This is a genomic window from Devosia sp. (genome assembly GCF_965229025.1).
In the GTDB taxonomy this organism is placed as follows: domain Bacteria; phylum Pseudomonadota; class Alphaproteobacteria; order Rhizobiales; family Devosiaceae; genus Devosia_A.
This window is the reverse complement of record NZ_OZ245853.1, coordinates 182,720-197,224: the sequence shown is the minus strand read 5'-3', so window position 1 is coordinate 197,224 and position 14,505 is coordinate 182,720. Positions and strand designations below refer to the sequence as shown.

The window sequence follows — 14,505 nt, the reverse complement described above, 5'->3', positions numbered from 1 at the left end:
GCATCAGGGAGGCGACATGACCCTTGTATCCCGCCTCAAGACCACGGGCCCGGGCATCGCCATGGGCGCGGCGGCAGCGACCACAGTCCTCGCCATTCTCGGCATCGCCGGCACAGTCATGAGCATGCATTGCGCGCCAGACGCCGTTGCGTGCGGAACCACACCCGCGGCGGTTGTCGCGTCGACGCCGGCGCCGCCCGACAAGGATCAGGAGCGGCTGGCGACAGCCCTGCCCCCCGCTCCGACGCCTGCCGCCATCCCGGCCACTGCCGGCTCCGATCAGGTGATCGCCGTCGCGCGCAACGACATGATCATCGGCACCTTCGATATGCTGACCCAGCCGCTGGTGCCAGCAACGAAGCCTGCAAAGGCCGAGGCCGTCGCCGAGGCAGCGCTGCCCAAGGTGGACTTGCCGATGGCTGCCGCAGAGACGCACGAGCTGGTCGCCAAGCGTTCAACAGTCGCGATCGACAACAGCGAAGCCGCCAAGGCGATAGACCGTGAACTGGGCGGCAATGCCCCAACCGAAACCACGCTGGCCTACGCGCCAGCCACCGTCCCCAAGGCTGCAGAACCGGCCACTGAACCCGTAACAAAGTCACTCGCCAGTGCCGACCTCCGCACCGTCGGTGGCGCCGGCGTCAACGTGCGCTCGGGCCCGGGCAAATCGAGCGGCAAGCTGTTCGCGCTCGCGGGCGGCGCAGAGGTGACTGTGAAGGAAGATCGGGGCGGCTGGCTGCACATCATCGACGCCAAGGGCCGCAGTGGCTGGGCCTACAAGACTTTCCTGACACCCTGATCGAAAAGGCGGCGGGCAGCCTTCGCCGCCCGCCCCAATCTCATTTCTTCTGTCCGAGCCCGCTGCGCTTGGCGATCTGCGAGCGGATCTTCGAGTAGTTCGGCGCCACCATGGGATAATCCTGTGGCAGGCCCCATTTCTGCCGGTAGGCATCGGGCGTCATGCCCAGCCCGGCCAGATGGGCCTTCAGCGATTTCACAGCCTTGCCGTCTTCGAGGCAGATCAGATGATCCGGGGTGATAGAGCGGTGCACCGGCACCGCCCCCTTCCGCTGCTGTGTCTGAGGATGGTGGAGCCCCGAAAGCGTCGAGTGCACCGATTTCAGCAGCTCAGCCACGCCCGAGGCACCAAGCGGGTTGTTGCTCACATAGGCCCGCACGATCTCGCTGGCATAGGTGACGACATCGTCATTGCTGGCGGCAGGAGCCGCAGTGATAGCCTTGTTCATGGACAGTTTCCTCATCTCGCGGGCTTCAGCATGCGCATCAGCGTGCCGTCTTTGAGCACGAACTGGTTGAACAGCGCGGCACCGGCATGGATCACGATGAGGACGATGAACACTGGCTTGGCCAGCGTGTGGATCTGCCCCCACGGGTCGCCGAAATAGTAGCCGAGCAGCCCGAGCACCGGCACCGCGAACAGCAGCACGTAGAACAGCCAGTGCATCGCAGTCGCCGCAAGCTGCAGCATCGGGTTGGCATCGCCGGCGTGCTCGGGCGCACCAGTGCGAAGGCGCACTGCGAAGCGCGCAAGCGCCAGGACGAGGATCGCAATCCCGACCCAAAAATGCGCGGTGCCCAGAATCTGGTCCGGAACCGAGACGGGGCCACCCTCTTCGGCGGCATCGATCACGGCGGTCATCGACTCGCCGAAGACCAGTTGAAAGAAAACCATTGCCGCAATCAGCCAATGTAGACCGATCTGTACGCCAGTATACCCGCCTGCTTGTCTGTCCATTCCGCCCACGCTCCTGCTAGCAATGCGGAGGGGCCCCCCGCTTCTCACGGGCTTGTGACAAGCAAACCTGACACGGAACTGAAGGCGACTTGCTGGCGCTACTTGAAACGCATGAAACGTGGCGCCTGCGACAGTCCGCCGCGCGGGCAAATGAAAAGGCCGCCCAGCTGGGCGGCCCATCCGGCTTCAGACGTCAAATCCACTTATTCTTCGTCTTCAGAGGGCGCCGCCGCCATGCCGAGCGCCGACATGTAAAGCTCGAGCAGTGCTTCCTGCTCCATGCGCTCGGCATGGTCCTGCTTGCGGATGCGCACGATGGTGCGCAGCACCTTGGTGTCGAAGCCGTTGCCCTTGGCTTCGGCATAGACTTCCTTGATGTCGCCGGCGATCGCCTGCTTTTCCTCTTCGAGCCGCTCGATGCGTTCGATAAAGGCGCGCAGCTGGTCCTGCGCAACGCTGTCCGGGGAGACGGTGGCCATGGTGTATCCTCTTCAAATCCGGCCCCCGTTCAATCGTGTTGAGCCGCTCAACTCAAGCCTATTCGACCGCAATCCACACCGCGCCGCCCTCATGCCCGCAATTCCGCCAAAACCGGCGTTTAGCAATTGACAGCGCACCGAGTGGTGCGCACAACACCAGCGCGCTGCAAACGATTGCAGGCCCTTCGCCGGACCGGACCATTGCGCTACATCCTGGCCACCACTGGTGTGATTGTTGCCGCCCTCATCGCTGTCGTGATCTGGATGGTTCTGCCCCATGCCGGCGGCAATCAAGCTGCGATCGCCCAGGATCAACCAGCTGCTGCCGCTCCTGCAACGCCTGCTCCCGCCCCAACCGCTGGCGATGATGGCAGCCTGCGCGTCTGCAACCAGACCGGCAACCAGGTCTCGATCGCGCTCGGCTACAAGGCCGCCAAGGGCTGGCAGTCCGAAGGCTGGTGGGTCGCAAAACCCGGCGAATGCAAATCGGTCTATAACGGCAAGCTCGATGCGCGCTATTATTACATCTTCGCAGCCGACGACATTGGCGGCGGGGTTTGGGACGGCACCAACTTTATGTGCACCCGCGATGAGACCTTCACCATTTTTGGGGTAGAGGATTGTCTGGCGCGCGGCTACGAACGCACAGGGTTTTTCGAAGTCGATACCCAGAGCAAGAATAACTGGACACTGCAGCTGACTGAAGGGGAGGTCATCAGCGGCGGTGATAACAACCAGGACGAAGCGGTGCCGCTTGAGGGCGACCTGCCGAGCGATGGCACTGTCAACCCGCAGGATCAGCCCAACCCCGATGATGGGGTGACCGATGGAACCGATTCAGGCGCCGACCCCGGCGCCACAGACACTCCCACTGATGAAGGTGCAGTAATCCAATGAGACGCTTGAGACGTGTGAAGATCGTCGCCACCCTGGGCCCGGCGTCCAACGATGAGGCCACGATCGAGAAGCTGGCCCGCGCCGGCGCCGACGTGTTCCGCATCAACATGAGCCATGCCAGCCACGACCTGCTGAAGCAAACCGTGACCCGCATCCGCTCCGTTGAAGAACGGCTCCGCCATCCTCTCGGCGTCCTGGTCGACCTCCAGGGCCCCAAGCTCCGCGTCGGCAAGTTTGCCGATGGCGCGGTGCAACTGACCAGCGGCAGCAAGTTCACGCTCGATAGCTCCGATACACCGGGCACCGTCGAGCGCGTCTTCCTGCCCCACCCCGAGATCATCGAGTCAGTGTCGGTCGGCGATCGCCTGCTGCTCGACGACGGCAAGCTGCAGCTCAAGGCCATCCGCGTCGGCGGCGGCGCCATCGAGACTGAAGTGATCTATGGCGGCAAGCTCTCGGACAAAAAGGGCGTCAGCCTGCCTGACACCCTGCTGCCCGTCGGCGCGCTCACCGAAAAGGATCACGCCGATCTCCTCAAGGGTCTCGAGAACGAGGCCGACTGGATCGCGCTGAGCTTCGTGCAGCGCCCTGAGGACATCATCGACGTGCGCAAGATAGTCCAGGGCCGCGCCGGTGTTATGGCCAAGATCGAAAAGCCGCAGGCGATCGAGCGGCTCGACGAGATCGTCAAGCTCTCCGACGCCTTCATGGTGGCGCGCGGTGACCTCGGCGTCGAACTGCCGATCGAAACCGTGCCGGGCCTGCAAAAGCGCATGATCCGCCTCGCGCGCCGCTACGGGAAGCCCGTGGTCGTCGCCACCCAGATGCTCGAATCGATGATCACCTCGCCGGTCCCGACCCGCGCCGAAGTCTCGGACGTTTCGATCGCCGTGTTCGAAGGCGCCGACGCCATCATGCTCTCGGCCGAAAGCGCCTCGGGCATGTATCCGGTCGAAGCCGTGACCATGATGAACAAGGTCGCGGTTGCCGTCGAAAACGACATCAACTACCGCGGCATCATCCGTGCCCAGGCGGCAGAGCCTGAAGCGACCGCTGCCGACGCCATCTCGGCCGCGACCCGCCAGGTCGCCGAAACGCTCGATCTGGCAGCGATCGTCACCTACACCTCATCCGGCTCCACAGCGATCCGTGCGGCGCGCGAGCGGCCCAACAAGCCGGTCCTCGCGCTCTCGCCCAACCTCCGAACGGTGCGCCGTCTCTCGGTGGTCTGGGGCATCCACTGCGTCGAATCGCCTGACGCGGTGAACCTCGACGACATGGTCGATCGCGCCTGCGTCATCGCCTACCAGGAAGGGCTTGCCCGTCCCGGCGACCGCATCGCCATCACTGCCGGCGTCCCCCTCGGCACCCCCGGCGCCACCAACATGCTGCGCATCGCGTTTGTGCGGCAGGACGGGGCTGGGTCGTCGTAAGCGACTAAAGAAACGCGCAAGGCCCCCTCACCCGACGCTTCGCGGCGACCTCTCCCCCAAAGGGAGAGGTGGTGAGGCGGCAGGATCGCGCCACAAGGTCACCTCTCCCTTTGGGGGAGAGGTCGGCCGTAGGCCGGGTGAGGGGGCCTTTCCTCGCCACAAACACTCGCCGGAGTTTGACCCATGCCAGCCAATCTCGATGCCGTCCTCGCCCATGTCGATGCCCATCTCGACCAGTCGGTCGAACGGCTGAAGGCACTTGTCGCGATCAAGTCGATCTCCACCGATCCGGCCTTTGCCGGCGAGGTCAAGCGCGCCGCCGAGTGGCTTGCTGCCGATATCGGTGCCTTGGGCTTTGACGCCTCGGTCCGCCCGACGCCGGGCCACCCCATGGTTGTCGGCAAGGACCACGCGGCCGCTGGCCCGCATGTGCTGTTTTACGCCCACTACGACGTCCAGCCGGTTGATCCGCTCAACCTGTGGACCACCGACCCGTTCACGGCAACGCTGGTAAAGACCGCTGACGGCGACACCCAGATCGTCGGCCGGGGTACCTCCGACGACAAGGGGCAACTGCTGACCTTTGTCGAGGCCTGCCGCGCCTACAAGGCCGTGACCGGCGCCCTGCCCCTCAAGGTCACGCTGTTCTTTGAAGGCGAGGAAGAATCGGGCGGCAAGTCGATGGCCGGGTTCCTCACCGCCAACCAGGCGGAACTCGGCGCCGCCGACATCGCGCTCGTGTGCGACACGGACCTCTGGAACGCCACCACACCTGCCATCGTCACCATGCTGCGCGGCATCGTCGCCGAAGAGCTGGAAATCACCTGCGCCAGCCATGATCTCCATTCGGGCATGTATGGCAATGCCGCTCGCAACCCCATTCAGGTGCTGAGCGAGATCATCGCCAGCCTCCGCAACCCCGATGGCAGCGTCGCCATCGACGGCTTTTATGACGATGTCGCCGAACTTCCTGCCGACATCGCCGCTCTCTGGCAACGCCTCCCCTATGACGAGGCCGCCTTCATGGCCGGCGCCGGGCTCACCACCCCAGCGGGTGAGCAGGGCCGCTCCGTGCTCGAACAGACCCGCTCGCGCCCGACCTGCGAGATCAACGGCATCACCGGCGGCTATACCGGCGACGGCTTCAAGACAGTGATCCCCGCCAAGGCCAGCGCCAAGATTTCCTTCCGGCTGGTCTCGGGCATGGATCCCAAAAAGATCAGCGACGCCTTCCGCGCCCACGTCCTGGCGCGCCTCCCCGCCGACGCCAAGGCGAACTTCAAGCCCCATGGCGGCAGCGCTGCCGTGACGGTGCCGGCTGACGGAGCGTTCCTCCGCAAAGCCGCGACGGCGCTCGGCGAGGAATGGGGCAATGAGGCCGCACTGATCGGCTCGGGCGGTTCGATCCCCGTCGCCGGCGACTTCAAGCACCTGCTTGGTCTCGATACCCTGCTGATCGGCTTTGCCCGCGACGACGACCGCATCCACTCGCCCAACGAGAAGTACAACCTCTCGAGCTTCCACAAGGGCATCCGCTCCTGGGTGAGAATTCTGGCGGCGCTGGCGGACTGACGTCAGCGCAGTTCCAGCAGCACCTTTGCGGTCTCGAGGTCGGCGCGCACCCACTCAAGTTCCGATGCCACCTGTTCATCGGTGGCACCCTCTCCCGCAAACAGTCCGTAAGTTAGGATGGCGCCGTCGCCCGCCGGAATTACGCGCATCGGCACGTATCGCACCATAATGCCATCGCGAAACACTTGGTGGTCGAGCACACCAAGCTCGTTGCGCGCCGTGAACCGCATTACCAATGGCCGGTCACCGACAGTGGGCTTTTCCGCGATCCATTCCAGCGCACCGAGTTGCCGGAACACAGGTCCAAGCACATTGGACCAGTTGGCATAGTTCTCCGGCCGGGACAGGAAGTCGTAGACCTCCTGCCATTGCCGGGCGATCGCCACGCTCACCGTCTCAAATCTGCTCACCAAACACTCCCCCAAATAGCCCAGGCGCCGGTCGTTGCCAGCGCGCTGTCAGCCCTCAAATCTCCGCCACGCTCTGCAGCGTCAGGAAATCGCTGGTGATCCATTCCAACGTCGACAGATACTTTTCCTCGGATGTTCCCGGACGTTGGAAGCACACGTAGGTCACGATCGAACCCTCCGCGCTGGGCAACACCCGCATCGGGTTCACCAAGGGCGTCTCGCCCTCCGCAAACACTGCCTGATCGGCAATGCCAAAACTGTTGGGCGCATGAAAGCGCACAATTCGCGGCCCGGCCGCCGTGTCAAACAGCCAGTCGAGCCCGCCCTGGTGCACCATCCTGTTGCTGGTGATCGCCGCCCAGCGCATGAACGGGATGGGCTCGATCAGATAGGGCAGCACCTGATCCACCGGCCGCTTGATGGCAACGCTGATGACGCTGGATTTCAGCATGTTCGGGGTCGGCAAGTCGCCCTCGAGATACGACTTCAAGCGCAGAAGATCGGCTTCAATCCATGCATTTTGGGAATCGAACTGCTCCGCGCTGATCCCAGGCGCAGCGATATGACAGAAGACGTAGTCGCAGCCGTCCTGGTTAGGGGTGAGCCGCGCGAAATTGCGAAATACTCCGGCCGTTCCAGGAAGCGTCGTATCGACATCCAGCACGCCATAGCCATTGGATGCGGTCGTCCTCAGGCTGAGCGAGGCTCCGTCGATCTGGACGCCCCAGGCGCCGTCCTCCAGCGCCTTGATCTCGGTTCCAGGATCGATACCGCCCCACAGAGCAAGGTTGCGCAGATCCGAAAGAAACGCGTACGCATCAGCGAAGCTGCGCCCGATCGTCACCTTGATGATCTTGAAATCTGGCACGACCGGGACCCATCTGCGCGCGCGTAACGCTCAAGTGGAACAGTCTAGCGCCTGCTCGTTAATCGAGCATGAGCGCCGCCACCTTAGGGTATCAACGCGCAGCAAAAAGCCCGCATTGCAGCGGGCTCTTGTCAGATCGATCGACCAGTAAACTGGCCGGCGCGCAATCAGCCCTGGCGGGCCTTGTAGCGCTTGTCGACCTTGTTGATGATGTAGACGCGGCCGCGACGGCGCACCAGCTTGTTGGCACGATGACGGCCCATCAAAGCCTTGAGCGAATTGGTGACCTTCATGTGAACCTCAACCGAAATAAAAAGAGGCGCCGTGCGCCTTCCGAATTGAGGGTGTCATTAAGGGGAAAACCCACGCCTGTCAACGCTTCCGGCCATAGCTTGGGGCTCTTGTGCGCCCATTGTTTCAAGGCACTTGCATCAGCCCGGTTAACGGAGCGGCAAGCCCCGCGCGTCACACTGGCAAGCGCCCCCTCCAACCGGTCACGAGGCCATGACAGAGCTCAGCTTTCGCAAACTCGATATCCTCGTTGCCGATCCGTCCAACCACATGGCATCGCTCGTGGCTCAAATGCTGTGGCACCTGAAGGTGCATGACGTCGCCGAGGCGGTCACCTCGGATGCGGCGCTCGTGCTGCTGCGTGCCCGCAAGTTCCACGCCGTCATTCTGGATGACCTGCTCGGCCCCATGGATGGTATCGCGCTCACCCGCGCCCTGCGGAGCTCCGCCGATAACCCCAATCGCGACATCCCGATCATCATGATGTCCGCCACCCCCGAGGCGACGCGCATCGTCGAGGCGCGCGATGCCGGCATCACCGAGTTCCTGCGAAAGCCCTTCGCCGCCCAGCATGTCGCCACACGGCTACAGGCCATCATGAAGGCACCGCGCCCGTTCATCACCGCCGAAGCCTATGTCGGCCCTGACCGGCGCCGCAGGAAGCTCGACGTCGACGGCCCCGAGCGCCGCCACTAACACCTCATTTCAGGCGTTGCGCAGCGGCGCCGCATCCGCCCCGGCAATTGCCGCCACCCCGATCTCCCGCCAGCGATGACAAGCGACCAGCCGGTCACCCTCAATCGCTTCGAGAGGCGGCCGGCGCTCGGCACAGAGTTCGATCGCATAGCGGCAGCGGGTGCGGAACGTGCACCCGGACGGCTGGTTGATCGGCGACGGAATCTCGCCCACCAGCCCATCGATATTGCGCTGCCGCGCCCGCTTAGGGTCGGGGATCGGCACCGCTGTCAGCAGCGCCCGCGTATAGGGGTGCTTGGAATCCTGGTAGAGATCGTCGCCGCTCGCCAGCTCGACGATCCGCCCCAGGTACAGCACCAGGATGCGGTCCGACACGTGCCGCACGACGCTCAGATTGTGCGAAATGAAGATCAGCGTCAGCCCGAGCCGCTCCTTGATCTCGCTCAGGATGTTGAGAATCTGCGCCTGGATCGACACATCGAGTGCCGACACCGGCTCGTCGCAGACAATCAGCTTGGGGCCGTTGATCAGCGCCCGGGCGATCCCAATGCGCTGCGCCTGCCCGCCGGAAAACTCGTGCGGATAGCGCGTGATCATCTCGGGCCTGAGCCCCACGCCCTGCATCATGTCGATCACCCGCTCACGCCGCTGCGTGGCGTTGAGATCGGGCCGCAGTGTCCGCAGCGGCTCGGCAATGATCTCGCCCACCGTCATGCGCGGGTTGAGCGAGGCCTGCGGATCCTGGAAGATGATCTGCAGGTCGCTGCGCATCAGGCGCATCTCTTCGCCCTTGAGCGGCACCAGATCCTCGCCCATCCACAGCACCTGCCCGTGATCGGGCTTCAGCAATTGCAGGATGCAGCGCCCCAGCGTCGATTTCCCGCAACCGCTCTCGCCCACGATCCCCAGCGTCTCGCCGCGCTTGACCGAAAACGAGATGTCCTGCAGCGCCTTGAGCTCCAGCTTTTTCTGGAACATGCCGTTGTCGATCGAAAAGCTCTTGCTCAGACCCTCGACGCGCAGCAGTTCTTCGCCAATCTCCACGCTCATGCTGCGCTCTCCGACTTGACCAGCGCCGGACCGTAGAAACAGGCCTTGGCGCGGTTGCCCTCAAACTCCCGCAGCTCCGGCCGCTCCGCAAAGCAGCGGTCGAACCGGAAGGCGCAGCGCGGATGGAAAGCACAACCATCCGGCAGGTGTTCGAGATTGGGCGGCGCCCCGGTGATCGGCGACAACCGCCGCTCGCGCTTGTCGATGTGCGGCGTCGAATGCAGCAGCCCCAGCATGTAGGGGTGCCGCGGATCGTAGAATAAGTCATCGACCGGCCCGCGCTCCACCACCCGGCCGCCATACATTACCATCATCCGGTCGGCGATGCCGGCCACAACGCCCAGATCGTGCGTGATCAGCACCAGCGCCGTACCGAAATCATTGGTCAGCGTCTTGAAGAGATCGAGCATCTGCGCCTGCACCGTCACGTCGAGCGCCGTTGTCGGCTCGTCGGCAATCAGGATCTTGGGCTGGCACAGCAGCGCCATCGCGATCATCACCCGCTGCCGCATCCCGCCCGACAGCTCATGCGGATAGGCATTGGCGCGCTTGACTGGATCGGGAATGCCAACCCGCTCCAGCATCTCGATCGCCGCGCGATTGGCCTTCACCTGATCATACTGCCGGTGCCGCACCAGCACTTCCGAAAGCTGCGCGCGCACCCTGAGTGTCGGGTTGAGCGAGGTCATCGGATCCTGGAAGATCATCGCGATGTCCTTGCCGCGATAGCGGTCAAGCTCATGCGGCGTGAGCCCGATGAGGTTGATATCCCCCATCATCGCCCGCCCGCTGACCCTGCCGTTCTTAGCCAGAAGCCCCATGATCGACATGAACGCCTGGCTCTTGCCCGAACCGGATTCCCCGACCACGGCAAGGGTCTCGCCCGCCGCAACGGTCAGCGACAGGTCAGACACCGCCTTCACTTCGGCCTCGTGCAGGGCAAATGTAACGTCGAGATGCTCGACGGTGAGAACATTGGTCATCTCAACGGTCCTTGGGGTCGAGCGCGTCGCGAAGGCCGTCGCCGATAAAAAAGAAACTGAACAGCACGACAACGAAGAACCCCAGCGGGAATCCCAGCTGCCACAACTCGCCATACTGCATGGTCTGCGCGCCCTCGCTGATCAGCGCACCGAGCGACGTATTGGGCTCCTGAATGCCAAGCCCGAGGAACGAGATGAACGATTCAAGCAAAATCATCTCAGGGATCAGCAGCGTCGCATAGACCACGACAATGCCGAGGAGGTTCGGCACAAGATGCCGGAACACGATCGCCATTGGCTTGGTGCCCGACGCCACCGCCGCCTCGATGAACTCGCGGTTCTTCAGCGACAATGTCTGCCCACGCACCACGCGCGCCATCCCCAACCACGAGATCAGCCCGATGCCGATGAACAGCATGATGAACGAGCGGCCGAAAATGATCAGCAGCAGGATCAGGATGAACATGTAGGGGATCGAATAGAGGATATCGACGAACCGCATCATCGCGCTATCGAGCCGCCCGCCGAAATAGCCGGCAACAGCGCCATAGAGCGTCCCCACCACCACAGCGACGGCGGACCCTAGAATGCCGACGATCAGCGAAATCTGCGTGCCCTGGATAACGCGCGAATAGAGATCGCGCCCCACTTCATCGGTGCCGAAGAAATGCCCGGTCTCAAGCGACGGGATGCCCTTTTCGGCTACCATGCCGAGAACGTTCCAGTCGACCTTTTCGATCGACCACTGGCTGAAAACCGGCCCGATCAGCGTGAACAGCACCACGGCGACCAGCGCCACGACGCTGACCACGGCGGCCTTGTTCTTCAAAAACCGCCGCCAGGCATCCTGCCAGAGCGAGCGTCCTTTGATGAGTTCGGCGTCCGAACTCGCCTCCGCGAGGCGTTCGATGCGACTGTCTGCGAGCATCAGTGCCTCCTATAGACGGATTTTGGGGTCGATCCACGCGTAGAGGATGTCGCACACCAGATTGCCAGCAATGGTAAGCGCACCCAGAAGGATCGTGACGCCAAGAATGGTGGAATAGTCGCGGTTGAGCGCGCTGTTGACGAACGCCTGCCCAATACCGCCGGTGGAGAAATAGAGGTCAACCACCACCGAACCGGTGATCATGCCCACGAAAACCGGCCCCAGATACGAGACCACCGGCAAGAGTGCCGGACGCAGCGCATGCTTGAAGATCACCTGGTAGCCGCGCATGCCCTTGGCCCGGGCGGTACGGATGAAGTTGGAGTTCAGCACCTCAAGCATCGAGGAGCGCATGATGCGAGCGATGTTGGCGAGATAAGTGGCCGACAGCGCGATCACCGGCAGGATGATGTTGGACCAGTGCCCATCGTTCCAGCCGCCGCCCGGCAACCAGTGCAGCCACAGCGTGAACACCAGTACGAGGATCGGCGCCAAAACGAAATTCGGCACCACCTGCGCCCCAATGCTGACCCCGACCGCGAGGTAGTCGATCCAGCTGTTCTGCCGGATTGCTGCAATCGTCCCGAGCGCAATCCCCAGCACCGATGCCGCAAGAAAAGCCCAGAATCCGTAGGTCAGCGTCACCGGGAATCCCTGCGCGATGATGTCGTTGACCGTCCGGTCCTTGTACTTGAACGATGGCCCGAAATCGAAATGCACCACCACGTTCCACACATACTCGAGCAGCTGCTGCCACTCGGGTTTGTCGAGCCCGTAGCGGGCATAGATGTTGGCCATCACCTCCTTGGGCAGCCCCTTTTCGCCGTTGAACGGATTGCCGGGGGCAATCTTCATCAGGATGAAGGAGATGACGATAAGGACCAGCAGCGTCGGGATGGCGATCCCAAGGCGCTTCAGAATGAACATCAGCATAAGGAAAACTTCCGGTCAGGCATCAGGTGACCCCTCTGCGCGATCCAACGGATCGGGCAATGGCTGAAGCCCCGCGCTTGGCGCGGGGCTCCCCAATTCGGGACGGATCGCTTACTCGGCGACCTTGTACATGTCCTTGGCGTACCAGACCTGCTCGACGTTATCGAAGGGCCAGCCCTTGATCGTCGGCTTCTGCAGGAAGACCTTGGCGTAGAAGTAGATCGGCACGATCGGCACGTCCTTGGCGACCTGCTCTTCGATCTGCTTGTACTGCGCGTTCGGGTCCTTGGACGTGCGGGCCTCGACCAGCCACTTGTCGACGTCGGCGTTCGAATAGCCGGAATTGTTCTGCGACGAGTTGGTGTCCATCAGGCCTTCGAAGGTCGAGGCCTCGTTATAGTCACCGCACCAGGCGTCACGGGCCACTTCGAAATTACGCTGGTGGCGCATGTCGAGCAGCGACTGGAACTCCATGTCCTGGAGGTTCATCGTCATGCCGAGCTTTTCCTTCAGCATCTGGCTAACCACGGTTGCGACCTTCTTGTGCGCTTCCGAGGTGTTGTAGATGTAGTTGAAGGTGATCGGTTTGTCGGGACCGTACCCGGCTTCTGCCAGAAGTTCCTTGGCCTTGGCATCGCGCTCGGCCTGGGTCAGCTTGGAATAGCCGAGGTCCGGCGGCTGGAACCCGGCCGTCGCCGGCGGGGTAAAGAAATACGCCGGCTGCTGGCCGCCCTGCAGCACGTTGTTGACGATCACATCACGATCGATCGCATACGAAATCGCCTGCCGGACGCGTACGTCCTTGAGGGCCTCGGGTGCACCCGAAGTCATGTTGATGTCGAAATAATACGTGCAAAGCTGCGGCACCGAGATCGCCTCGGTGGGGTACTTCGACTTCATCGACGGGAACTGGCCGGCCGGAACGTCGGTCTGGTCGACTTCGCCAGCGAGATAGCGGGTCACGCCCTGGTTCTCGTCATTGATGGTGAGGAAGTTCACCGTCTCGATCACCGTCTTGGCGTTGTCCCAATAGTTCGGGTTGCGCTTGACCGTGACGCGCTCGCCCGGCGAATTCTCGGTGAGGATATAGGCGCCGTTGCCGACGATGTTCTCGGGCTTGGTCCAGTCCGCGCCGAACTTTTCGACCACTGTCTGCGGGATCGGGAACAGCGTCGCGTGTGCGGTCATGCGCACGAAATACGGGATCGACGCGTTCAGCGTCACTTCCAGCGTCTTGTCGTCAATCGCCTTCACGCCGAGTTCGGTCGGAGCCATCTTGCCCGCGACGATGTCGTCAGCGTTCTTGATCCCGGCGAGGCCGAGGAAATAGGCATAGTTCGAGGCAGTCTTGGGGTCGACCGCACGCTGCCAGCTGAACACGAAATCGCTGGCCTTCACCGGGTCGCCATTCGACCACTTCGCGTCGCGCAGATGGAAGGTGTAGACGGTGTTGTCGGCATTGGCCTCATAGCTTTCGGCCACGCCCGGCGCCGGCGCACCGGTCGGGTCTTCGTTGTAGAGGCCTTCGAACAGCTGCGAGACCACGTAGGACGTGTCCACGTCCTCAACGATATCGGGGTCGAGCGAATTGATGTTATCAAGCACGCGATAATTGAAAGTCTGGTCGGCAGCCAGCTTGGCATCCGCGGGAACTTCGGCAGCAACGAGCGCGCCGGTGGTCAGCGCGGTGGCGCCAAGCAAGGTCACGGCCAATGCCGCTGCCCTCAAAAGTGTATTGGTTTTCATTATCGTGCCATCTCCTTGAACTAAGTTTTCCTGACGAGCGCGGCTTTTAGAACGCCATGCCTGATTGTTAGCCCCGACTGGTCGAAACTGCCGGATTGGGTACGGACCCTAGGGCATCGGGTTTTCGCTGACAAGCTGGAGCTTGACGTATGCGTCAAGAGATGTGGAAAGCAGGAAACGCTGGGATCACGGATATTCCTGCCGGGCGTGGACCACATCGGCAATATCAACGGCGTCAGGCAGCACCCGGTAGATCACGAGGTAGTTCGGATGGGCAATGAGTTCCCGCGTTCCGGGCGCCCGGCCGATGCGACCAATCTCAGGATGTGAGCGGGCAGGCTCAACTGACGCCATGATCCGGCCAAGCATCCGAACTGCAGCGGCCGGGTCCCTGTCCGCAATGTACCCGATGAGTTGGTTAAGTGCCGCCTGCGCTTCTGGTCGCCAGACGACGTCTAGCACT

The 14,505-nt window shown here is 62.7% G+C and carries 17 protein-coding genes; 5 read left to right on the top strand and 12 right to left on the bottom strand.

All coding sequences use genetic code 11. From position 1 onward, the window contains the following. Window positions 1–16: 16 nt before the first annotated feature. Entirely contained in the window at window positions 17–799 is a 783-nt protein-coding gene (locus ACO06J_RS00975; RefSeq protein ID WP_421758832.1) for an SH3 domain-containing protein, read from the top strand. A gap of 40 nt (window positions 800–839) precedes the next feature. On the opposite strand, the gene ACO06J_RS00970 is transcribed toward ACO06J_RS00975, so the two are convergent. The 3 genes from ACO06J_RS00970 to ACO06J_RS00960 form a co-directional block, all read right to left on the bottom strand. Then, on the bottom strand, window positions 840–1,247 hold the full coding sequence (locus ACO06J_RS00970; protein WP_421758831.1) for a MucR family transcriptional regulator: 408 nt from the start codon (window positions 1,245–1,247) through the stop codon (window positions 840–842). 11 nt (window positions 1,248–1,258) lie between these two features. Next, on the bottom strand, window positions 1,259–1,756 hold the full coding sequence (locus ACO06J_RS00965; RefSeq protein WP_421758830.1) for a cytochrome b: 498 nt from the start codon (window positions 1,754–1,756) through the stop codon (window positions 1,259–1,261). A 203-nt stretch (window positions 1,757–1,959) separates the two neighbouring features. Beyond that, window positions 1,960–2,235, bottom strand: a complete 276-nt coding sequence (locus tag ACO06J_RS00960) for a DUF2312 domain-containing protein (RefSeq protein ID WP_421758829.1) — start codon at window positions 2,233–2,235, stop codon at window positions 1,960–1,962. 201 nt (window positions 2,236–2,436) lie between these two features. Between ACO06J_RS00960 and ACO06J_RS00955 the strand changes: the two genes are divergently transcribed. The 3 genes from ACO06J_RS00955 to ACO06J_RS00945 all read left to right on the top strand — a co-directional run bounded on the left by ACO06J_RS00955 (window position 2,437) and on the right by ACO06J_RS00945 (window position 6,137). Beyond that, the gene (locus tag ACO06J_RS00955) at window positions 2,437–3,132 is read left to right on the top strand and encodes a DUF1036 domain-containing protein (RefSeq protein WP_421758828.1); all 696 of its coding nucleotides are present in this window, start codon (window positions 2,437–2,439) and stop codon (window positions 3,130–3,132) included. Continuing rightward, window positions 3,129–4,565 (top strand): pyruvate kinase, encoded by a 1,437-nt coding sequence (gene pyk / locus ACO06J_RS00950; RefSeq protein WP_421758827.1) that lies wholly within the window; start codon window positions 3,129–3,131, stop codon window positions 4,563–4,565. Before ACO06J_RS00955 ends, pyk begins: the two co-directional genes overlap by 4 nt. 183 nt (window positions 4,566–4,748) lie before the next feature. Next, the gene (locus ACO06J_RS00945; RefSeq protein ID WP_421758826.1) at window positions 4,749–6,137 is read left to right on the top strand and encodes a M20/M25/M40 family metallo-hydrolase; all 1,389 of its coding nucleotides are present in this window, start codon (window positions 4,749–4,751) and stop codon (window positions 6,135–6,137) included. Window positions 6,138–6,139: 2 nt separating this feature from the next. On the opposite strand, the gene ACO06J_RS00940 is transcribed toward ACO06J_RS00945, so the two are convergent. From ACO06J_RS00940 to ykgO, 3 genes are all read right to left on the bottom strand, one after another. Then, complete coding sequence (locus tag ACO06J_RS00940) at window positions 6,140–6,547, bottom strand: SRPBCC family protein (RefSeq protein WP_421758825.1); 408 nt, start codon at window positions 6,545–6,547, stop codon at window positions 6,140–6,142. A 55-nt stretch (window positions 6,548–6,602) separates the two neighbouring features. Further along, window positions 6,603–7,415: a hypothetical protein gene (locus ACO06J_RS00935; protein WP_421758824.1), complete on the bottom strand. Its 813-nt coding sequence runs from the start codon at window positions 7,413–7,415 to the stop codon at window positions 6,603–6,605. Between the two features lie 167 nt (window positions 7,416–7,582). Continuing rightward, complete coding sequence (gene ykgO / locus ACO06J_RS00930; RefSeq protein WP_055046235.1) at window positions 7,583–7,708, bottom strand: type B 50S ribosomal protein L36; 126 nt, start codon at window positions 7,706–7,708, stop codon at window positions 7,583–7,585. 211 nt (window positions 7,709–7,919) lie between these two features. On the opposite strand from ykgO, the gene ACO06J_RS00925 reads away from it, so the two are divergent. Then, the gene (locus ACO06J_RS00925; RefSeq protein WP_421758823.1) at window positions 7,920–8,402 is read left to right on the top strand and encodes a response regulator transcription factor; all 483 of its coding nucleotides are present in this window, start codon (window positions 7,920–7,922) and stop codon (window positions 8,400–8,402) included. 9 nt (window positions 8,403–8,411) lie between these two features. Here ACO06J_RS00925 and ACO06J_RS00920 read toward each other — a convergent pair whose 3' ends face one another. From ACO06J_RS00920 to ACO06J_RS00895, 6 genes are all read right to left on the bottom strand, one after another. Then, window positions 8,412–9,452, bottom strand: coding sequence for an ABC transporter ATP-binding protein (locus ACO06J_RS00920; RefSeq protein WP_421758822.1), 1,041 nt, complete (start codon window positions 9,450–9,452; stop codon window positions 8,412–8,414). Next, a complete protein-coding gene (locus ACO06J_RS00915; RefSeq protein WP_421758821.1) occupies window positions 9,449–10,435 on the bottom strand; it encodes an ABC transporter ATP-binding protein in 987 nt (328 codons plus the stop codon). The genes ACO06J_RS00920 and ACO06J_RS00915 overlap by 4 nt, the downstream gene beginning before the upstream one ends. 1 nt (window position 10,436) lies before the next feature. Further along, window positions 10,437–11,366 (bottom strand): ABC transporter permease subunit, encoded by a 930-nt coding sequence (locus ACO06J_RS00910; RefSeq protein WP_421762418.1) that lies wholly within the window; start codon window positions 11,364–11,366, stop codon window positions 10,437–10,439. Between the two features lie 6 nt (window positions 11,367–11,372). Continuing rightward, window positions 11,373–12,296 carry an oligopeptide ABC transporter permease OppB gene (gene oppB, locus ACO06J_RS00905; RefSeq protein WP_421758820.1) on the bottom strand — a complete coding sequence of 308 codons (924 nt, stop codon included), beginning with the start codon at window positions 12,294–12,296 and terminating at the stop codon, window positions 11,373–11,375. 111 nt (window positions 12,297–12,407) lie between these two features. Continuing rightward, a complete protein-coding gene (locus ACO06J_RS00900) occupies window positions 12,408–14,042 on the bottom strand; it encodes a peptide ABC transporter substrate-binding protein (protein ID WP_421758819.1) in 1,635 nt (544 codons plus the stop codon). A gap of 186 nt (window positions 14,043–14,228) precedes the next feature. After that, complete coding sequence (locus ACO06J_RS00895; protein ID WP_421758818.1) at window positions 14,229–14,504, bottom strand: type II toxin-antitoxin system RelE/ParE family toxin; 276 nt, start codon at window positions 14,502–14,504, stop codon at window positions 14,229–14,231. Between the last annotated feature and the right edge of the window lies 1 nt (window position 14,505).

Coding starts and splice junctions, on each gene's coding strand:
- ACO06J_RS00920 (WP_421758822.1), bottom strand. CDS start 9,452: ATGAGCGTGGAGATTGGCGAAGAACTGCTGCGCGTCGAGGGTCTGAGC.
- ykgO (WP_055046235.1), bottom strand. CDS start 7,708: ATGAAGGTCACCAATTCGCTCAAGGCTTTGATGGGCCGTCATCGTGCC.
- ACO06J_RS00965 (WP_421758830.1), bottom strand. CDS start 1,756: ATGGACAGACAAGCAGGCGGGTATACTGGCGTACAGATCGGTCTACAT.
- ACO06J_RS00915 (WP_421758821.1), bottom strand. CDS start 10,435: ATGACCAATGTTCTCACCGTCGAGCATCTCGACGTTACATTTGCCCTG.
- ACO06J_RS00925 (WP_421758823.1), top strand. CDS start 7,920: ATGACAGAGCTCAGCTTTCGCAAACTCGATATCCTCGTTGCCGATCCG.
- pyk (WP_421758827.1), top strand. CDS start 3,129: ATGAGACGCTTGAGACGTGTGAAGATCGTCGCCACCCTGGGCCCGGCG.
- oppB (WP_421758820.1), bottom strand. CDS start 12,296: ATGCTGATGTTCATTCTGAAGCGCCTTGGGATCGCCATCCCGACGCTG.
- ACO06J_RS00945 (WP_421758826.1), top strand. CDS start 4,749: ATGCCAGCCAATCTCGATGCCGTCCTCGCCCATGTCGATGCCCATCTC.
- ACO06J_RS00970 (WP_421758831.1), bottom strand. CDS start 1,247: ATGAACAAGGCTATCACTGCGGCTCCTGCCGCCAGCAATGACGATGTC.
- ACO06J_RS00900 (WP_421758819.1), bottom strand. CDS start 14,042: ATGAAAACCAATACACTTTTGAGGGCAGCGGCATTGGCCGTGACCTTG.
- ACO06J_RS00975 (WP_421758832.1), top strand. CDS start 17: ATGACCCTTGTATCCCGCCTCAAGACCACGGGCCCGGGCATCGCCATG.
- ACO06J_RS00960 (WP_421758829.1), bottom strand. CDS start 2,235: ATGGCCACCGTCTCCCCGGACAGCGTTGCGCAGGACCAGCTGCGCGCC.